We start from the raw sequence: 14,331 nt of genomic DNA, 5'->3' as shown, positions 1-14,331 counted from the left end.
ATAACGCTTATTTTGTAAGTTCTGTATGTGCTCTTTCTATTTTTAATGACAGGCTTTTGTCTTTTACATCGTTTTTTATAATTATAGACTCTATTTCTTTAATTTTATTATTTTGATTAGACCAAAAGTAAACATCAAGTAAAGCATTATAACTATCTGCATATGTAGGATTTGTAGCAATGCATTTTAATAGTATCTTTTCTGCTTCATCATAATTTTTACTCCAAGACTTAATTCTGCCTTTTAATATTTTAGCATCAATATGGCTAGGAATTTCTTGTATAATGTAGTTACACAAGCGTAAAGCGTCTTCAGTTTTACCATTAAAAGCCATTTTTTGTGCCGTTTTATAAGCACTATCAAAACTTTGCCCGTTTAAAACACTGTTAATCCATATTTTATCCTCTTCAGTAAACACAATGTTTTTAATATTAAAAACAGCTAAATTCTGTGGTAAAAGTTTATCGTATTTTGTTACGTAAGCATTTATAGATCTAAACCTTTTAAGAGCTGCATATACACTATCGTTTTCACTTTGTGTTAGATATAGATTGTCATCAACCTTAAAAGTTGTTCCTGAAGAATAAAAATAATTTTGATATAAATATTCCTCTATTTGGTTTTTAGCGCGCATTAAAGGCACGCTTCTGTTGGCTTTAAATGTAGTCTGTAAAGGTAAAGTCTCTCCCAACCAAGCTACTTTTTTAGGCACACTTATTTTGTATTTATTAACCATTAGTCCTGTTAAAGATGGGGTAATATCTAAATGAGATGTAATAGATTCTATTTTTTTTGGTGCCTTTAACATTGGACTATATATTAATAATGGTACGTTATACTTTGACAACTCATTATTTACGGGTAACTCTAATAACCTATGTGTTCCTGTAATTATAAATATGGTATTTTTAAATTCTTCTTTATTTTTATATGACTCTATAAAGTATTTTAATGAAGTATCTGTATATAAAATACTAGCCATAACATCTTTATTATTGTTCTGCTGCTTTTTTATATGTTCTGATGCCTTAGACCTTGCTAATATATTTGTTACTTTATCTATAAAATTAGACTTATTAGGTATTAAAAAAGGCTCTTTTAATGAAGTTGTTAAATACACCTCTAATTTTGGTTTGTTATTATTTCTGGGAGTATTAAAACTCTTTTTAAATAACTCCTTGTCTGGATAACCTATAGATTCGCCAGCTTTATCTTTGGGAGAAAGCATATATTTTGCACCAAAATAGCTGCGATCTATAACTAAGTCTACTTGCTCTTGTTGTAAAAAATTATCTACATTATTAAAAGAGCTATTTGTACCTTGTAAATAGGCTGTGGCGTACCCATTATTTTTTAAAATACCAAATAGTGTTAAACGGTTTATAGGTTTAGGAATACTCATAAAACCCTGCTTACCATAAGGTAAAGAGCCTATAATAGCTGGTAAAGCACCAAAACTTTTTGCTGTTGTACTAAAACAATTTTTCCAGTAAAGAGATTTTTGTGCTAGCGAATCTAAAAAAGGTGCAAATCCATTATAAACAGATTCTTTACCAACAAAATCCTTACCCAAACCATTTACCATTACTATTACAATATTTGGCTTTTTGGTTGATAAATTAAAATTACCTCCTAAGCTATAATCGTTTTTTGCTGTTTTTAGTAAAGGATAAGGCGGATTATTTTTATTGTCAAAGTAACTATCATCCTCCATAAAGTTTTCAAATAAATTTACAGCTAAGTATTGGGTCTTATTTTGGTTTATTGGTTGCCCAGACATAAACATAGACGCTACAAAAACGGTAAGTAAAAAAAAGGTGAATGGAAACATTTTATTTACATAATGGTAGTATTTTGATGTAATTAAATACAAGCCATAAAACAATAAAACTATTATGATAAACATTAATAAAAAAAGAAATGGAACTACAACATTACTATTTATTGCTGTTTTTAAATCTAAAAAACCATAATTTAATATGTTAGCTCCTAAGGGTATATATGCTCTTGTAAAATATAAAACTAAAAAACACTCTAAGGCTAGTAAAATAATTAAAATAAAAAATGTAAATCTGTAGCCTCTAGAATATTTAGATTTTTCTAAGTAATAGTAAGGCGCCACAAGTAGCAAGCCAACAAATGCAGCAAAACCAACATGATGAGTAATACTTAGCAAAAAACTAATACTAAAAACACTGCTAATTATACCTCTATTGTAAAGCACAATATATTGGTATAAGGACAAGATTAATAACACACAAGCAAATGCAATTAGTAACCTTGTGTAGTGCTTTAAGGATAAATCTGGATTTGTATTTAGTGTAGTAATACTCATACTAAGCAGCCTTTGTAAACCCTTTACGTGTAATTGTACCCCAACCCGACTTTATTTTAAAAAGTTTTTTATAATTACCTCTAACCGCCGAGTAGGTAACTAAGGGATGAAAAATAAAAGGTTCTAAAATGGCAAATACCATTAAAACCAAAATATCTTTTGTTTTGTATTGATTATAAGCATAAACCTCCCAAAATATAGCAAAGAAGGAAAACATTACAGAGAATGAAAATACTGCCGCTGTAATAGCAATGAAAAATTGAAAATTTAAAATTCCCAAATAATAAAATAGTATAATAGATAAAAACCCAAAAAACTCTAACAAAGGAGCCAACCACTCGTAAAAAAACCAATAAGGGTAACTTAGCATACCTAAGCGCCCATACTTAGGGTTAAAAAACATATCCTTATGCTTAGTTAACGTTTCTAAATTTCCTCTAGACCACCTATCTCTTTGGTTTACAAATATTTTTACTTCTTCAGGAACTTCTGTCCAACATAAAGGATCTGGAATGTATTCTACTGTGTACGGTAGATCTCTCTCATGCATATATCTACGCATTCTAAAAACAATCTCCATATCTTCACCCACGGTGTTGGTATCATAACCACCAGCTGCCAAGGCTATTTCTCTATCAAAAAAACCAAAAGCACCAGAAATAATTAGTAAACTATCTATACTACCCCAAGCCATACGACCCAAAATAAAAGATCTTGTGTATTCTAAAAGTTGAAATTTAGCTAACCAGTTTTTTGGTAACCTTACTTCTTCTAACTCACCACCATCTATTATACATGAATTAGCAACACGTATAACTCCGCCTACAGCAATAACTCTTTTTCCTGATCTTTGAAAAAATGATTTTACAACGTGTAATAACGCATCAGGTAGCAATAAACAATCTACATCTATACAGCCAACATACCTATTGTTAGATAGTTGCATTCCTGTATTTAAAGCATCTGACTTGCCTCCGTTTTCTTTATCTATTACTGTTAATTTATGAAATGCCTTTTGCTTAGATTTATAAATTCCTCTTATTGGCTTGGACTGCCAATTAGGATCTATTTCTTGTTCAATTTTAACAAGATCATAGGCATTAATCATTTTTTCTAAAGTATCGTCCTTGCTCCCATCATTAACAACCATGACCTCATAATCTACATAGTTTAAAGACAATAAAGACCTTACATTTTCTACAATATTCATTCCTTCATTATAGGCAGGAGCTATTATTGTAATACTAGGTGCTAAAGGTGATGCCATAACTTTAGATAAGTCTCCAAAGCTATTTTTTCTACGATAATGTAATGTGTGTTTAGTTGCTAAATACCCCATTACTGTGTATCCAGAGAATAAAATTATAGTAAACATTAAAAAAATAACGTTTATATAATCTACTAGAATAGTAAAAAAATCACTCTGAAACATATAATGTCAAGTTTTTGACTGGATGTTAGTTGCTATTATCTTTGTAAAATTCTTCAGATAATAAAAAGTCAATATCTAAATAACTAAACCCTTTAGTTGGTTTTTCTTCCTCTTCTTGTAAAAAACAAAATTCTAAAGGTTTAAGCTTTTTTTCTTCTGGTAATACTATATTGGTAGTTGTATTTTTTAAAGAGGTATCTATTGTAGGTTGTAGAGTAACAACATTATTTTCTGTTGTAGATGTGTTTAACTCATTAAAACTTTCTTCTGTTGCATCTTCTTTTGCAATCTTTTCTAATCTATTTTCAATTGCAGCCTTAACAGCTATTGCTTTTTTGCTAATTTCTTGTTCTTTATCGTTTAATAGCGTTTTTACAAAATTCAGTTCTTTTTGATCTCCTAGAGCACCTATTTCATCCAATAATATAAGTTTAGCTTCGGTATCACAACCGTCATATAAACTTTTAAAAACAGTTTGTGACTCTAATCCTAAAGACTTAGATGTATGTTCCTTAACTTCTTTAGGCTCACTTAAATTAAAATAAACTGCATTATCAACTTCTTCATCAGATACATCTTTTTTAGCTTCTAAAAACCTAACAAACTCTAAATGTTTATCATCATCCATAGGAGCTACTTGTGTAACAACTTCTATAGTATCTTCTAGAGCAAAAGTCATAAGTTCTTCCTTATCCTCGTCTTCTTCACTAACATCATTAACAATTGCTAAATCATCTGTATTGTCTGTTAACTGGTCTATTACAGAAGCTAAATCTTTTTCTACCTCAGTTCTTGGAGTTACTGTTACCTCTAATGGGTTAATTGTTTTAGTATCTGCAACGGGTATTGTTGTTGTAGCCATTTCTTCTAGCCCTTCTAACTCTAAATGATTATCTGGTAATAAGCTATTAATAGCTACTAATGCTTTATTTTTAACAGCAAAAACTTCTGTACGGTCTTCTATTGTATTTAAAAACTGAACATCTTCCTGAAAACCAAGGTTTTCTAACGCTTCAATTATTAATAATTTACTATCGTTGGTACTACTATTAAATACTTTTTTAAGAGATTCTCTTGCTTCCACCAAGTTAAATTCACTAACGCATTGTATGGCTACTTGTCTAATTTGACTGTTTTTATGTCTAATTAATTGTACAATAGAATCATTAGCATCACTCTGGTCATAATGTTTTACTAAGCGTAATGCAAAAAGTACCGTATCTGTATTTTTAGAAAATAACCAGTTTTTAAATCTAGGAGGATTATAATTTTTTTTGTTCTGAAGAATCTCTAATAATTTTAACTGTTGCCATTCTGATATTTTATGCTGAGTAGTATCTAAAAAATAATTAATACCTTCATCTTTCAAGGAAACAATTGCTATTACAGATTGTTTACGAATTACTCCTCTACTACCGTTAACAAACCTTGTAATTTGCTCATATGAGTCTGTTACTTTCATTTGTGTAAGCTCTACAATACCTTGAGATATTGTATGCCAACGCCAGCTTTTAAGCTTTTGTAGCGCATCTTTATCTAAACCTAAATTTTTATATAAACTATGTAAAAATTTTAATGTTTCTCCAGATAAATCTTGACTCAACTCTACTAATACTTCAGAAAAAACAGTTCTATTACGCTTATTTTTTAGCATTTGTCTTATTTTAATTTTAAGACGTACGTAATTGTTTTTATCCTCTAACGTTGCTGTTTTTTCATCAAAAAAGAGAAATTCACTTACTATAGGACCTAACTCTTTCTTCTTTATTTTTTTGTATTTTAAACCAAGAGTAATATTGTTTTTAGCATAAAAAGTAATTGCTATGTATATAGCTGCTACAATGGCAAAAACAATAGCCAATATCCATAACAAATCAACACCAATTTTTGGTGCTATATTCATAAATATGTAATTGGCTTTATTCATTTACTAAACAGGTATTCTTTTTAATACTCTTGCTACACGAATTAATAATTCTGGTGGACTGACTGGTTTTGATAAAAAGTCGTTTGCCCCCATTTCAAAAGCATTTAAAACATTTTCTTCATTACCTGCAGATGATATAATAATAATGGGAAGCATAGAGTTTAATGTATTTCTAACATAATCAATAAGCTCTATTCCAGACATATAAGGCATCATTATATCGCTAACTATAAGGTCTGGAGTATTGTTTGTAAGGTATTCTTTAACTTCTTTACCATTTACAACAACATCTACTATATAGCCACTTTTTTGTAATCTAAATTTTAATAGAGAAGAAAGTAATTCATCATCCTCTGCTAGCAATAACCTCTTTTGCATAATATCTTTTTTATACTTCTTCTGCTAACCTTAGTAACTCATCATCTAATTGCTGTTCTATACTAGGGTACTCACTAACAAAACAGTTATATAAAAAGTTTAGATGTTTAACATCTATATCATCTTTAATTGCATTTTCTATTTGTAAAACACTTTCAAATAAGGCATCTGCCTTCATCATTTTTAAACCAGCTTTAATTTTATGAGTTGCAAATTTTAAAGCCTCGTAATCTTCATTTTTAATGTGTACTATTGCTTTACCTATAAACTCTAAGGCATTATTTTTAAATAACTTAACTAGCTCTTGGAGCATTGCCAAATCTCCCATACATTCATTTAATACAGGTGTTAAATTAAGCTTTCTTACATCTCCTTGATCATTAATATGATTGCTTGTTAATGTTTCCATATTTGCATTGTTTTGTAATTGCTCTAATAAAATGTTAAGTAACTCATTAGAGGTGTAGGGTTTTAATAAAAAATTAGTAAAATTTGAGGTATTAAATTCTGTACTTGTTTCTATTTCATCATCTGCTGTAACAGCAATAATTGGGGTATTGCTTATTCTTATATTTTTATGATTTCTAATTTCTTCTGCTATTTCATCACCATTTTTTTCTGGCATTCTTAAATCCATTAAAATGATGTCTATAATATTGTTTTCAAGAATTTCTAATCCTGTACTACAACTATCTGTAACAAAAGATTTACATTTCCATTTATCTAACTTAAACTCTAACAATTTCTGATTTAGCTTATTATCTTCAAAAACCAAAACATTCATCCCTCTAATACTTTCTACAGAATTAGCTTTTATTTGTCGTTTAAAAGGGATAGTAAAAGTAAAAGTTGTACCAACATTTTCTCTATTAGATACTTCTATTTTACCGTTAAGAGACTCTATTAATTCCTTAGCTACATTTAAGCCTAAACCTAATTTAGACTTATCTTGACTATAGATATCAAAAATTTCTAGAACCTTTTTATCAGAAATAGTTCCGTTGGTATCATTTACAGTAAACTCTACAACAACAGTTTCTGCATACGTTTCTTTGACTGCAGCAGTAACTAAAATTTCACCTTTAGCAGTAGATTGTATACTGTTACCAACAATATTTAATAGTATTTGAGATAATTTTGAAGGATCTCCTATTAACTCCTCTGGTATAGCAGCATCTATTTGCTTATTTAAAACAAGATTATTATTTGTTATTAATGTATTACACAAAAACAAAACATCATTAACTACATTCTGAAACTTTATAGAAATACTCTCATTAACATTTCTATTAACGGCGTTTGCATCTTTAAAATCTAATAAATCTTTAGATACGTTTAACATTGTGTTAGAGGTGGCTTGTATGTCTTTTACTATTTTCTCTTGTTCCATAGTTAAATTACTTTTTAATAGCTTTTCTGTATTGTCTAATATGCCATTTAAAGGTTGCTTAATTTCATTATTTGCTTTGGATATTAAACTATCTTGTACAGTAGCAGTGTTATTATGCATTGAAAAGCCTAAAGAAAACTCGCGCTCCTTATTTTTTTCTACAAGAAGTTTTTTAAAATTATTTAGGACACCCCTAAGTGCATCTGCTTGTTTAACAGACAACTCGTTAAAAGAAAAACTGTTTAGTTTTTCTTGCAAATTAGATAATGAAGTATGTAGGTCGTTCAATTTCAATTTGGAGGAAATTTTACATTATTAAATAACAAATCTTTAAAATAACTGACTTATTACAATGTAAATCTCAATAATTACATAGGCACTAACAATAAAATGTTACATATATGCCTTTTTATGTTGTGAAACAACCTTATTTGTTAGTTTAATACTTACAGAAAGTTACCAATAACCGTTATTATTGACTTTTTATCTTATTTTAATAAGAATAACATTCGCTTTTTTTCAAAAAAAAAGTCCTAGTATTTCTACTAGGACTTGCTATTTATGTTTGTAAAAGTTACTGTGCCAACCTGTCTTTTACGTATTCAATTTTTGTTTTTCCGTGTGGCTTAGGTTTACCGTCTGGCCCTAGATTAACCATAATTATATTGTCTACAGTTAAAATAGTTTCTCTTGTCATTTTATTACGAACTTCGCAATTTAAAGTTAAAGATGATACTCCAAATTTTTCAACCTCAATACCTATTTCTACAATGTCACCCTCTGTTGCAGAGCTCATAAAATTAATCTCGGACATATATTTGGTTACCACTTTCTTATTTTCTAACTGTATAATGGTATACAACGCAGCCTCTTCATCTACCCACGCTAAAACTTTACCACCAAAAAGTGTTTTATTTGCATTTAAATCTCCTGGCTTAACCCATTTTCTACTGTGAAATCTCATAATATTACGATTTAGATTACAAAATTAGGTATTAAAATAAAGTTAGACGATTATCTAACAAAGTTTTAGGGATTTTTAAATTAGAGTCAACTTTTTTGTTTAAACTGGCAATAAAACTAGCCGATAATAATGGTGACTCTAATTCCATATTCTGATGCACAAAAAAGTGAATATTTTTAAGCCCTTTTTCTTTCCAATTTTCTAACCTTGTTGTCCACTCCTCTAGCCTATCATAATCGCTTTTATGGTTTGCACCTACAAAACGTACAAAAGCTTCATTGTTTGTTAATCTCATATGTAACAAATCTCTACGGCCTGCAGTATCTACAATGGTATTTGCTATATTATTTTCTTGTAACAAGTAGTACAATTCTTGTGCTATAGTTTTGTTTGCAAACCAGTCTGGATGTCTAAATTCTATTGCCAACTTAAATTCCTTGGGCCAATACTTTACAAACTGTACTACTTTGTCCCATTCTTTAGTATCAAAATTAGTATGCAATTGTAAAAATATAGTTCCTAACTTTTCTTTTAAAGTTGATGTTGCTTGTAAATACCTATCTAAAATAGGGTAAACATTATTATTTAGCCTATTTAAATGACTAACTTCATTAGTTATTTTAGGATAAAACTTAAAATCTTCTGGTGTTTTGTCATACCATTTTTGATACTGCTCTGCTGGAAAAATCCTGTAAAAAGTAGCGTTTAACTCTATAGAATTAAATTGAGATGCATAGTACTTTAGCTCATCTTTTGTTCCTTTTGGATAAAAGTTTTTTAAATCTTGTTTGTTCCACTTGGCGCACCCAACAGATATATTTAAATTACTATTAACTGTTACTTTTTTTAAAACAGCTGCAGTGTCTATATGGTCTTTTGGTAATTTTAAATTTAATAATTCTGGATTGGTAACTTTTCCAAATTTCATTTTAATACATTTTTGTTAAATGTTCATAAACCAGTTAAAAACTATATTAACCTAACTTATTTAGGGTAATATCTTGTTGTACCTTTAGTAAAAATGCTAGTTATGAACCAAAGATCTACAGATCTCTTACGCATAAGGCCAGAGATTAAAGCTACTAAAGTAGCAGAAGGAATTAGTAATGACGAACTTTTTCAGAACAAAACAATTAGACCTATTCTTAAATTGCAAAACGATTTAATTCTACTTGTTTTTAAAAACTACATTAAAAAACACAAAAACAAATTTTACAACCTTACTTTAGAAAAAAGACTAGAGTATATTGAAAATGCCATACAAAGAGACATTAAATTTAGAAATGCTTTAAAAGGCTTAATTATAGGGCAATTTACAGTTGAAGAATATGAAACTTATATTCTTAACTCTTCTGCGCTTAATAAAAGAATGATGTCTATGTCTATAACAAGGTTAAAAGATCAATTACAATACTTTAATGAGCCTGTTTTAGTCTAAAATAGACTCGCCATTTAAATTAGTCGTTAATACATCACTCATTAAATCAAAAAACGGTCTAATAGTGGCAAACGACTCGTTTACGGTATCTAAAAAGTTAGCAGACAATACCTCTTTATCTGTAAATTCTTTGGTAAAGATGTATTGTTTTTTACGTATTAAATCTATATCGCTGTGCTCAACATCAAAGCCTTTAGGTGCTCTCTTTAGTTCTTCACCAGCTAACTCTCCCCAAACGGCTTTAAACTTTTTAGAACCTATTGCTTCTCTAAATTCAGACGCATCAAGCTCTAACTCTTTTCTTATTCTAAATAAGTCTTCTTTATTAGGAGCCCAAAATCCTGTAGCTATAAAGCTATTTTCTGCCTCTATATGTACATAATAACCACCACGTAAACGCGCACCTGCCCTAGTAAAAGAACCTGCTAAATGTGTTTTGTATGGTGTTTTATTTTTAGAGAAACGTACATCTCTATAAATTCTAAATACCTTAGATTTTTCAATATCATCGTGTTCATTCAATTTTTCAGCTAACAAAGAAATAAATCCTTTAAACGCATTTTCTTCAACCTTAAACTCGTCTTTGTGCTCTAAAAACCACTCTCTAGTGTTGTTTTCTTTCAACTTATTTAAAAAATTGAATGTATTTTTAGAGATTACATCATTTTTCATAAAAATCTTACTAATCTATTATTTATGCTAAAGTTAACTGTTTTTAAAAGTTTTTTTATAGAAATAATAGTTAATTTTGATAGTTGAATACATTACATATGACACTAAAATCTGTAATTAAAGAGATTGAGTTACATAAAAAACAACCCAATTTAAACTTTAGTCTAAAAGAGAAAACCGAAGTTTTTACACAAAAACTTTTTTATACTTTGTTTGATACGCAGACACCTGTAGCTGAAAACTTAGAACAATTAGAAGTACAATTTGATGAACTCGTAAATCTTGCTTGCTGGCAACTTGAAAAACCCTGCAAAAAAATTTGGGACAAATATGTTGTTACCATACCTAGTATATTGCAAAAACTTAATTTAGATGCAGAAGCAATAGTAAATTGTGATCCTGCTTCGTTATCTATTGAAGAAGTTTATATGGCTTATCCTGGCTTTTATGCCATAGCTATTTACAGATTGGCACATGAATTACACACTATTGGTTTTCCTTTAGTACCGCGTTTAATGACGGAGTATGCACATAGGTTAACTGGTGTAGATATTAATCCTGGAGCCAAAATAGGAAACTCTTTTTTTATAGACCATGCAACTGGTGTTGTTATTGGCGAAACTGCTGTTATAGAAGACCACGTTAAAATATACCAAGGTGTTACACTAGGGGCTTTATATGTTGCTAAAAATTTAAAGCAAACCAAAAGACACCCAACTATAAAAAACAATGTTACAATTTATGCCAACGCTACTATTTTAGGAGGTGATACTGTAATTGGAGAAAATACAATTATTGGTGGTAATGCTTGGGTTACTAGCTCTATACCAGCAAATTCAAAGGTTTTTTATAAATCTGAAATACAAATAAAAACTACACAAAATGTCTCATAGTATTCTAGATTTAATTGGTAATACGCCATTAGTAGAGTCTAAGGTTTTAAATACCAACCCAAATGTTAAATTACTTTTTAAGTTAGAAGGCAACAACCCTGGCGGAAGTGTTAAGGATAGAGCTGCTTATAATATGATAAAAAGTGCTTTGGACAGGGGTGATATTGACAAAACAACCAAGCTTGTAGAAGCAACTAGTGGTAATACTGGTATTGCACTAGCTATGATTGCTGGTATTTTTAATTTGGATATAGAAATTGTATTGTCTGAAGGGTCTACTAAAGAACGCATACAAACAATGCGTGCATATGGAGCAAAAGTTACTTTAACCCCAGCAAGTGTTGGGATTTTAGGCGCTAGAGATTATGCAGACGAGCAAGTTAAAAAAGGGGCTGTAATGCTTAACCAGTTTGGTAATGATGATAATTGGAAAGCACATTACAAATCTACAGGACCAGAAATTTGGAGAGATACTGATAATAAAATCACACATTTTGTCTCTTCTATGGGTACAACAGGTACTATAATGGGCACATCTACCTATTTAAAAGAACAAAACAAAGACATACAAATTGTGGGTGTACAACCTAAAGAGGGTGCTAAAATTCCTGGTATACGTAAATGGCCACAAGAATATTTACCTAAAATATTTGATGCTTCTAAGGTTGATAAAATTATAGATGTTAGCCAAGAAGAAGCAGAACAAACAACATTACTACTAGCTAAAAAAGAAGGCATTTTTGCTGGTGTCAGTAGCGGTGGCGCAGCATTTGCTGCTGCAAAATTAGCCAGTACTTTAGACAGTGGAACCATAGTTTCTATTGTATGTGATAGAGGTGACAGATATTTGTCTTCTGGTTTATTTGGATAAAAAAATTAAGATGATGCTTATGACTCTTAAGCATCATCTTTAAAATCTAAACTATGTAGCATTAAGCCAGAGCCTGGAGCTACAAATACAAATTTAGTTGTACTGTCTAGCTTTAAGGCTTCTTCTATATCAGAAAGGGTTACTTCTCCTTTTCCTAGCTGAATTAAAGCTCCCATTAACATACGTACTTGGTAACGCATAAACCCCTCGCCTTTGATGTGAAAAGCATATGACTTTTCTGGAAAAAAATTTGCCTTTAAAATTGTATTTTCTTTTATTTCTGCAGAGTTTACTTTTCGTATAAACTTGCCATTTTCTTTAGGTTTGGCAGTAAAACTTTTAAAGTTATGTGTGCCTACAAATAAGCTAGTAGCTTTTTTCATTAAATCTAAATCTAACTCTGCCTGTATATTTGCCATAAATGGTGCAGCATAAGGATGATTTTTTTCTCCAAAAGAAAATAAATACACATATTCCTTTTCTTTACTATGCTGTATTATATTAAATTTTTCTTTTACGTGCTTTACATCAACAATTCTAATATCTGATGGTAAGTTTTTATTAAAATCACTTAAAAAAAAATCTAAATCTTCTAACGGTTCACCATCTAAAAAAAGCTCAAAAGCAGCATCTAAAGCAGATACTTTAGCATCTGTACGACCAGCTCCTAGAATTTTATATTGACGTTCTGGAAGTATAAATTTTAGTGTTTTGGCTAACATACCTTCAATGGTTTTATAACCTGGTTGCTTTTGCCATCCACTAAATCTGTAGCCCAAAAATTGTAATCTTATTAAATAATATTGTTTCTGTTTTTTCACAAAAGCAAAAGTATGCAATTAATAAAACACTAGAAACAACTTATTTTTTTGTATTTTACAATTGTTTAACCAACAAAACCAACCAAAATGAATACCGAAACCACAAGTAAAATTCCAGTTTGGTTCTGGGTTATTGCTGTTATAGCATTAATTTGGAACTGTATGGGTGTTATGGCATATATAGCAGAGGCTTATATATCTGATGAAATTTTCTCTTCTTTTACCAAAGAAGTACAAGAGTTATACAATAAAAGACCTTCTTGGGTCACAGGAGCTTACGCAATAGCCGTTTTTGGTGGTGTATTAGCAAGTATGTTACTTCTTATACGTAAAAAAGCAGCTAAAACTGTATTCTTAATCTCATTAGCAGGTATTATAGCGCAAAATGTGTATACCTTTTTTATGAGTAATGCATTAAAAGTTTTAGGTACATCTTCTATCTATTTTCCTATAATGATAATAGTAATTGCTGTATTTCTATTTTTATTCTCTAATTATGCTACAAAAAAGGGCTGGTTAGTATAGAGTTTTAATTGTTTTTAGCTATTTAATGTGCACATTATCTATGCTAAAATACCGTTTATCTAAACTAATACAGTTACACTTATATTTATGTGTTTAACCGATTTTATTTATCAAAATTTAACATAAGATATAATTTTGTGTTAAATTAAACATAGAGCCCCCCGCTTTATACTCTATAATGATATGAAAATACCAACAATAAAAATTTCTTGGAAGTTATCTGTCCTAATATCTGTTATTTTACTAATTCTTGTATCGTTTTCAAACTTTTACGGATTGTTAACAGACAAATTTCACTTTAACCAGCCTGGTAGTTATTTTTTTATTCTTTTAGCTACAGTACACATTATTTATTTGTATGCTTTTTGGTTTAAATTAACCGAAAATGAATACCCAGATAAAGAAATGAGAAACTTAGAATATGGTTTCTATGCTATTTTCGCTTTTTACATTTATAAAATGGTAGATATAGCTAGTATTGTTTTTGGATACAGTACATACGATGATCTTATTTTACCAAATCACTTTTTACCTGTAGGTATTGCAATTGTACTTGCTTATTTAGGTTTGTGCTTGGTTACATTAAAAATATTTTCTATTCGTAAAAACGAAATTGGAAATTACAGTACAGATTGTTATGAAGAAGAAGACTTAGATACTTGGCCTTAAAGAACTAAAACAAAAC

14 protein-coding genes are annotated in these 14,331 nt (G+C 29.7%); 5 read left to right on the top strand and 9 right to left on the bottom strand.

Annotated elements, in window-relative coordinates; translation table 11 throughout:
- Positions 1 to 7 precede the first annotated feature (7 nt).
- From AX016_RS12480 to AX016_RS12450, 7 genes are all read right to left on the bottom strand, one after another.
- A complete protein-coding gene (locus tag AX016_RS12480; RefSeq protein ID WP_100895926.1) occupies positions 8 to 2,335 on the bottom strand; it encodes a sulfatase-like hydrolase/transferase in 2,328 nt (775 codons plus the stop codon).
- A gap of 1 nt (position 2,336) precedes the next feature.
- Entirely contained in the window at positions 2,337 to 3,767 is a 1,431-nt protein-coding gene (locus tag AX016_RS12475) for a glycosyltransferase family 2 protein (protein WP_100895925.1), read from the bottom strand.
- Positions 3,768 to 3,792: 25 nt separating this feature from the next.
- Positions 3,793 to 5,694: a HEAT repeat domain-containing protein gene (locus AX016_RS12470; RefSeq protein WP_157811127.1), complete on the bottom strand. Its 1,902-nt coding sequence runs from the start codon at positions 5,692 to 5,694 to the stop codon at positions 3,793 to 3,795.
- A 3-nt stretch (positions 5,695 to 5,697) separates the two neighbouring features.
- Positions 5,698 to 6,072 carry a response regulator transcription factor gene (locus AX016_RS12465; RefSeq protein ID WP_330400365.1) on the bottom strand — a complete coding sequence of 125 codons (375 nt, stop codon included), beginning with the start codon at positions 6,070 to 6,072 and terminating at the stop codon, positions 5,698 to 5,700.
- 10 nt (positions 6,073 to 6,082) lie between these two features.
- Positions 6,083 to 7,756 carry a response regulator gene (locus AX016_RS12460; protein WP_157811126.1) on the bottom strand — a complete coding sequence of 558 codons (1,674 nt, stop codon included), beginning with the start codon at positions 7,754 to 7,756 and terminating at the stop codon, positions 6,083 to 6,085.
- A gap of 280 nt (positions 7,757 to 8,036) precedes the next feature.
- Positions 8,037 to 8,426 carry an acyl-CoA thioesterase gene (locus AX016_RS12455; protein ID WP_072302246.1) on the bottom strand — a complete coding sequence of 130 codons (390 nt, stop codon included), beginning with the start codon at positions 8,424 to 8,426 and terminating at the stop codon, positions 8,037 to 8,039.
- Positions 8,427 to 8,457: 31 nt separating this feature from the next.
- Complete coding sequence (locus tag AX016_RS12450) at positions 8,458 to 9,354, bottom strand: DUF72 domain-containing protein (protein ID WP_100895921.1); 897 nt, start codon at positions 9,352 to 9,354, stop codon at positions 8,458 to 8,460.
- Between the two features lie 102 nt (positions 9,355 to 9,456).
- On the opposite strand from AX016_RS12450, the gene AX016_RS12445 reads away from it, so the two are divergent.
- Positions 9,457 to 9,864, top strand: a complete 408-nt coding sequence (locus AX016_RS12445) for a glyoxalase (RefSeq protein WP_100895920.1) — start codon at positions 9,457 to 9,459, stop codon at positions 9,862 to 9,864.
- On the opposite strand, the gene AX016_RS12440 is transcribed toward AX016_RS12445, so the two are convergent.
- Positions 9,856 to 10,536, bottom strand: coding sequence for a DUF2461 domain-containing protein (locus AX016_RS12440; protein ID WP_100895919.1), 681 nt, complete (start codon positions 10,534 to 10,536; stop codon positions 9,856 to 9,858). The two genes, AX016_RS12445 and AX016_RS12440, sit on opposite strands and share 9 nt — an antisense overlap.
- Positions 10,537 to 10,634: 98 nt before the next feature.
- Here AX016_RS12440 and AX016_RS12435 point away from each other — a divergent pair, with 98 nt between their 5' ends.
- Positions 10,635 to 11,429, top strand: a complete 795-nt coding sequence (locus AX016_RS12435; protein WP_100895918.1) for a serine O-acetyltransferase — start codon at positions 10,635 to 10,637, stop codon at positions 11,427 to 11,429.
- Complete coding sequence (cysM, locus tag AX016_RS12430) at positions 11,419 to 12,300, top strand: cysteine synthase CysM (protein ID WP_100895917.1); 882 nt, start codon at positions 11,419 to 11,421, stop codon at positions 12,298 to 12,300. The genes AX016_RS12435 and cysM overlap by 11 nt, the downstream gene beginning before the upstream one ends.
- Positions 12,301 to 12,326: 26 nt before the next feature.
- On the opposite strand, the gene truA is transcribed toward cysM, so the two are convergent.
- Positions 12,327 to 13,121 carry a tRNA pseudouridine(38-40) synthase TruA gene (gene truA, locus AX016_RS12425; protein WP_198519436.1) on the bottom strand — a complete coding sequence of 265 codons (795 nt, stop codon included), beginning with the start codon at positions 13,119 to 13,121 and terminating at the stop codon, positions 12,327 to 12,329.
- 87 nt (positions 13,122 to 13,208) lie between these two features.
- Between truA and AX016_RS12420 the strand changes: the two genes are divergently transcribed.
- Both AX016_RS12420 and AX016_RS12415 read left to right on the top strand, forming a co-directional pair.
- Positions 13,209 to 13,646 carry a hypothetical protein gene (locus tag AX016_RS12420; protein ID WP_100895915.1) on the top strand — a complete coding sequence of 146 codons (438 nt, stop codon included), beginning with the start codon at positions 13,209 to 13,211 and terminating at the stop codon, positions 13,644 to 13,646.
- 183 nt (positions 13,647 to 13,829) lie between these two features.
- Entirely contained in the window at positions 13,830 to 14,315 is a 486-nt protein-coding gene (locus AX016_RS12415) for a hypothetical protein (RefSeq protein WP_100895914.1), read from the top strand.
- The last annotated feature ends 16 nt before the right edge of the window (positions 14,316 to 14,331 follow it).

Source organism: Cellulophaga sp. RHA19, from assembly GCF_002813425.1.
Classification (GTDB): Bacteria; Bacteroidota; Bacteroidia; order Flavobacteriales; family Flavobacteriaceae; genus Cellulophaga.
This window is presented reverse-complemented; position numbering and strand designations above follow the sequence as displayed.

Excerpts from the sequence above, each read along its gene's own strand:
- AX016_RS12450 (WP_100895921.1), bottom strand. The coding sequence starts at position 9,354 with ATGAAATTTGGAAAAGTTACCAATCCAGAATTATTAAATTTAAAATTA.
- AX016_RS12415 (WP_100895914.1), top strand. The coding sequence starts at position 13,830 with ATGAAAATACCAACAATAAAAATTTCTTGGAAGTTATCTGTCCTAATA.
- AX016_RS12465 (WP_330400365.1), bottom strand. The coding sequence starts at position 6,072 with ATGCAAAAGAGGTTATTGCTAGCAGAGGATGATGAATTACTTTCTTCT.
- AX016_RS12440 (WP_100895919.1), bottom strand. The coding sequence starts at position 10,536 with ATGAAAAATGATGTAATCTCTAAAAATACATTCAATTTTTTAAATAAG.
- AX016_RS12455 (WP_072302246.1), bottom strand. The coding sequence starts at position 8,426 with ATGAGATTTCACAGTAGAAAATGGGTTAAGCCAGGAGATTTAAATGCA.
- AX016_RS12435 (WP_100895918.1), top strand. The coding sequence starts at position 10,635 with ATGACACTAAAATCTGTAATTAAAGAGATTGAGTTACATAAAAAACAA.
- AX016_RS12445 (WP_100895920.1), top strand. The coding sequence starts at position 9,457 with ATGAACCAAAGATCTACAGATCTCTTACGCATAAGGCCAGAGATTAAA.
- cysM (WP_100895917.1), top strand. The coding sequence starts at position 11,419 with ATGTCTCATAGTATTCTAGATTTAATTGGTAATACGCCATTAGTAGAG.
- AX016_RS12480 (WP_100895926.1), bottom strand. The coding sequence starts at position 2,335 with ATGAGTATTACTACACTAAATACAAATCCAGATTTATCCTTAAAGCAC.
- AX016_RS12475 (WP_100895925.1), bottom strand. The coding sequence starts at position 3,767 with ATGTTTCAGAGTGATTTTTTTACTATTCTAGTAGATTATATAAACGTT.
- AX016_RS12420 (WP_100895915.1), top strand. The coding sequence starts at position 13,209 with ATGAATACCGAAACCACAAGTAAAATTCCAGTTTGGTTCTGGGTTATT.
- AX016_RS12470 (WP_157811127.1), bottom strand. The coding sequence starts at position 5,694 with ATGAATAAAGCCAATTACATATTTATGAATATAGCACCAAAAATTGGT.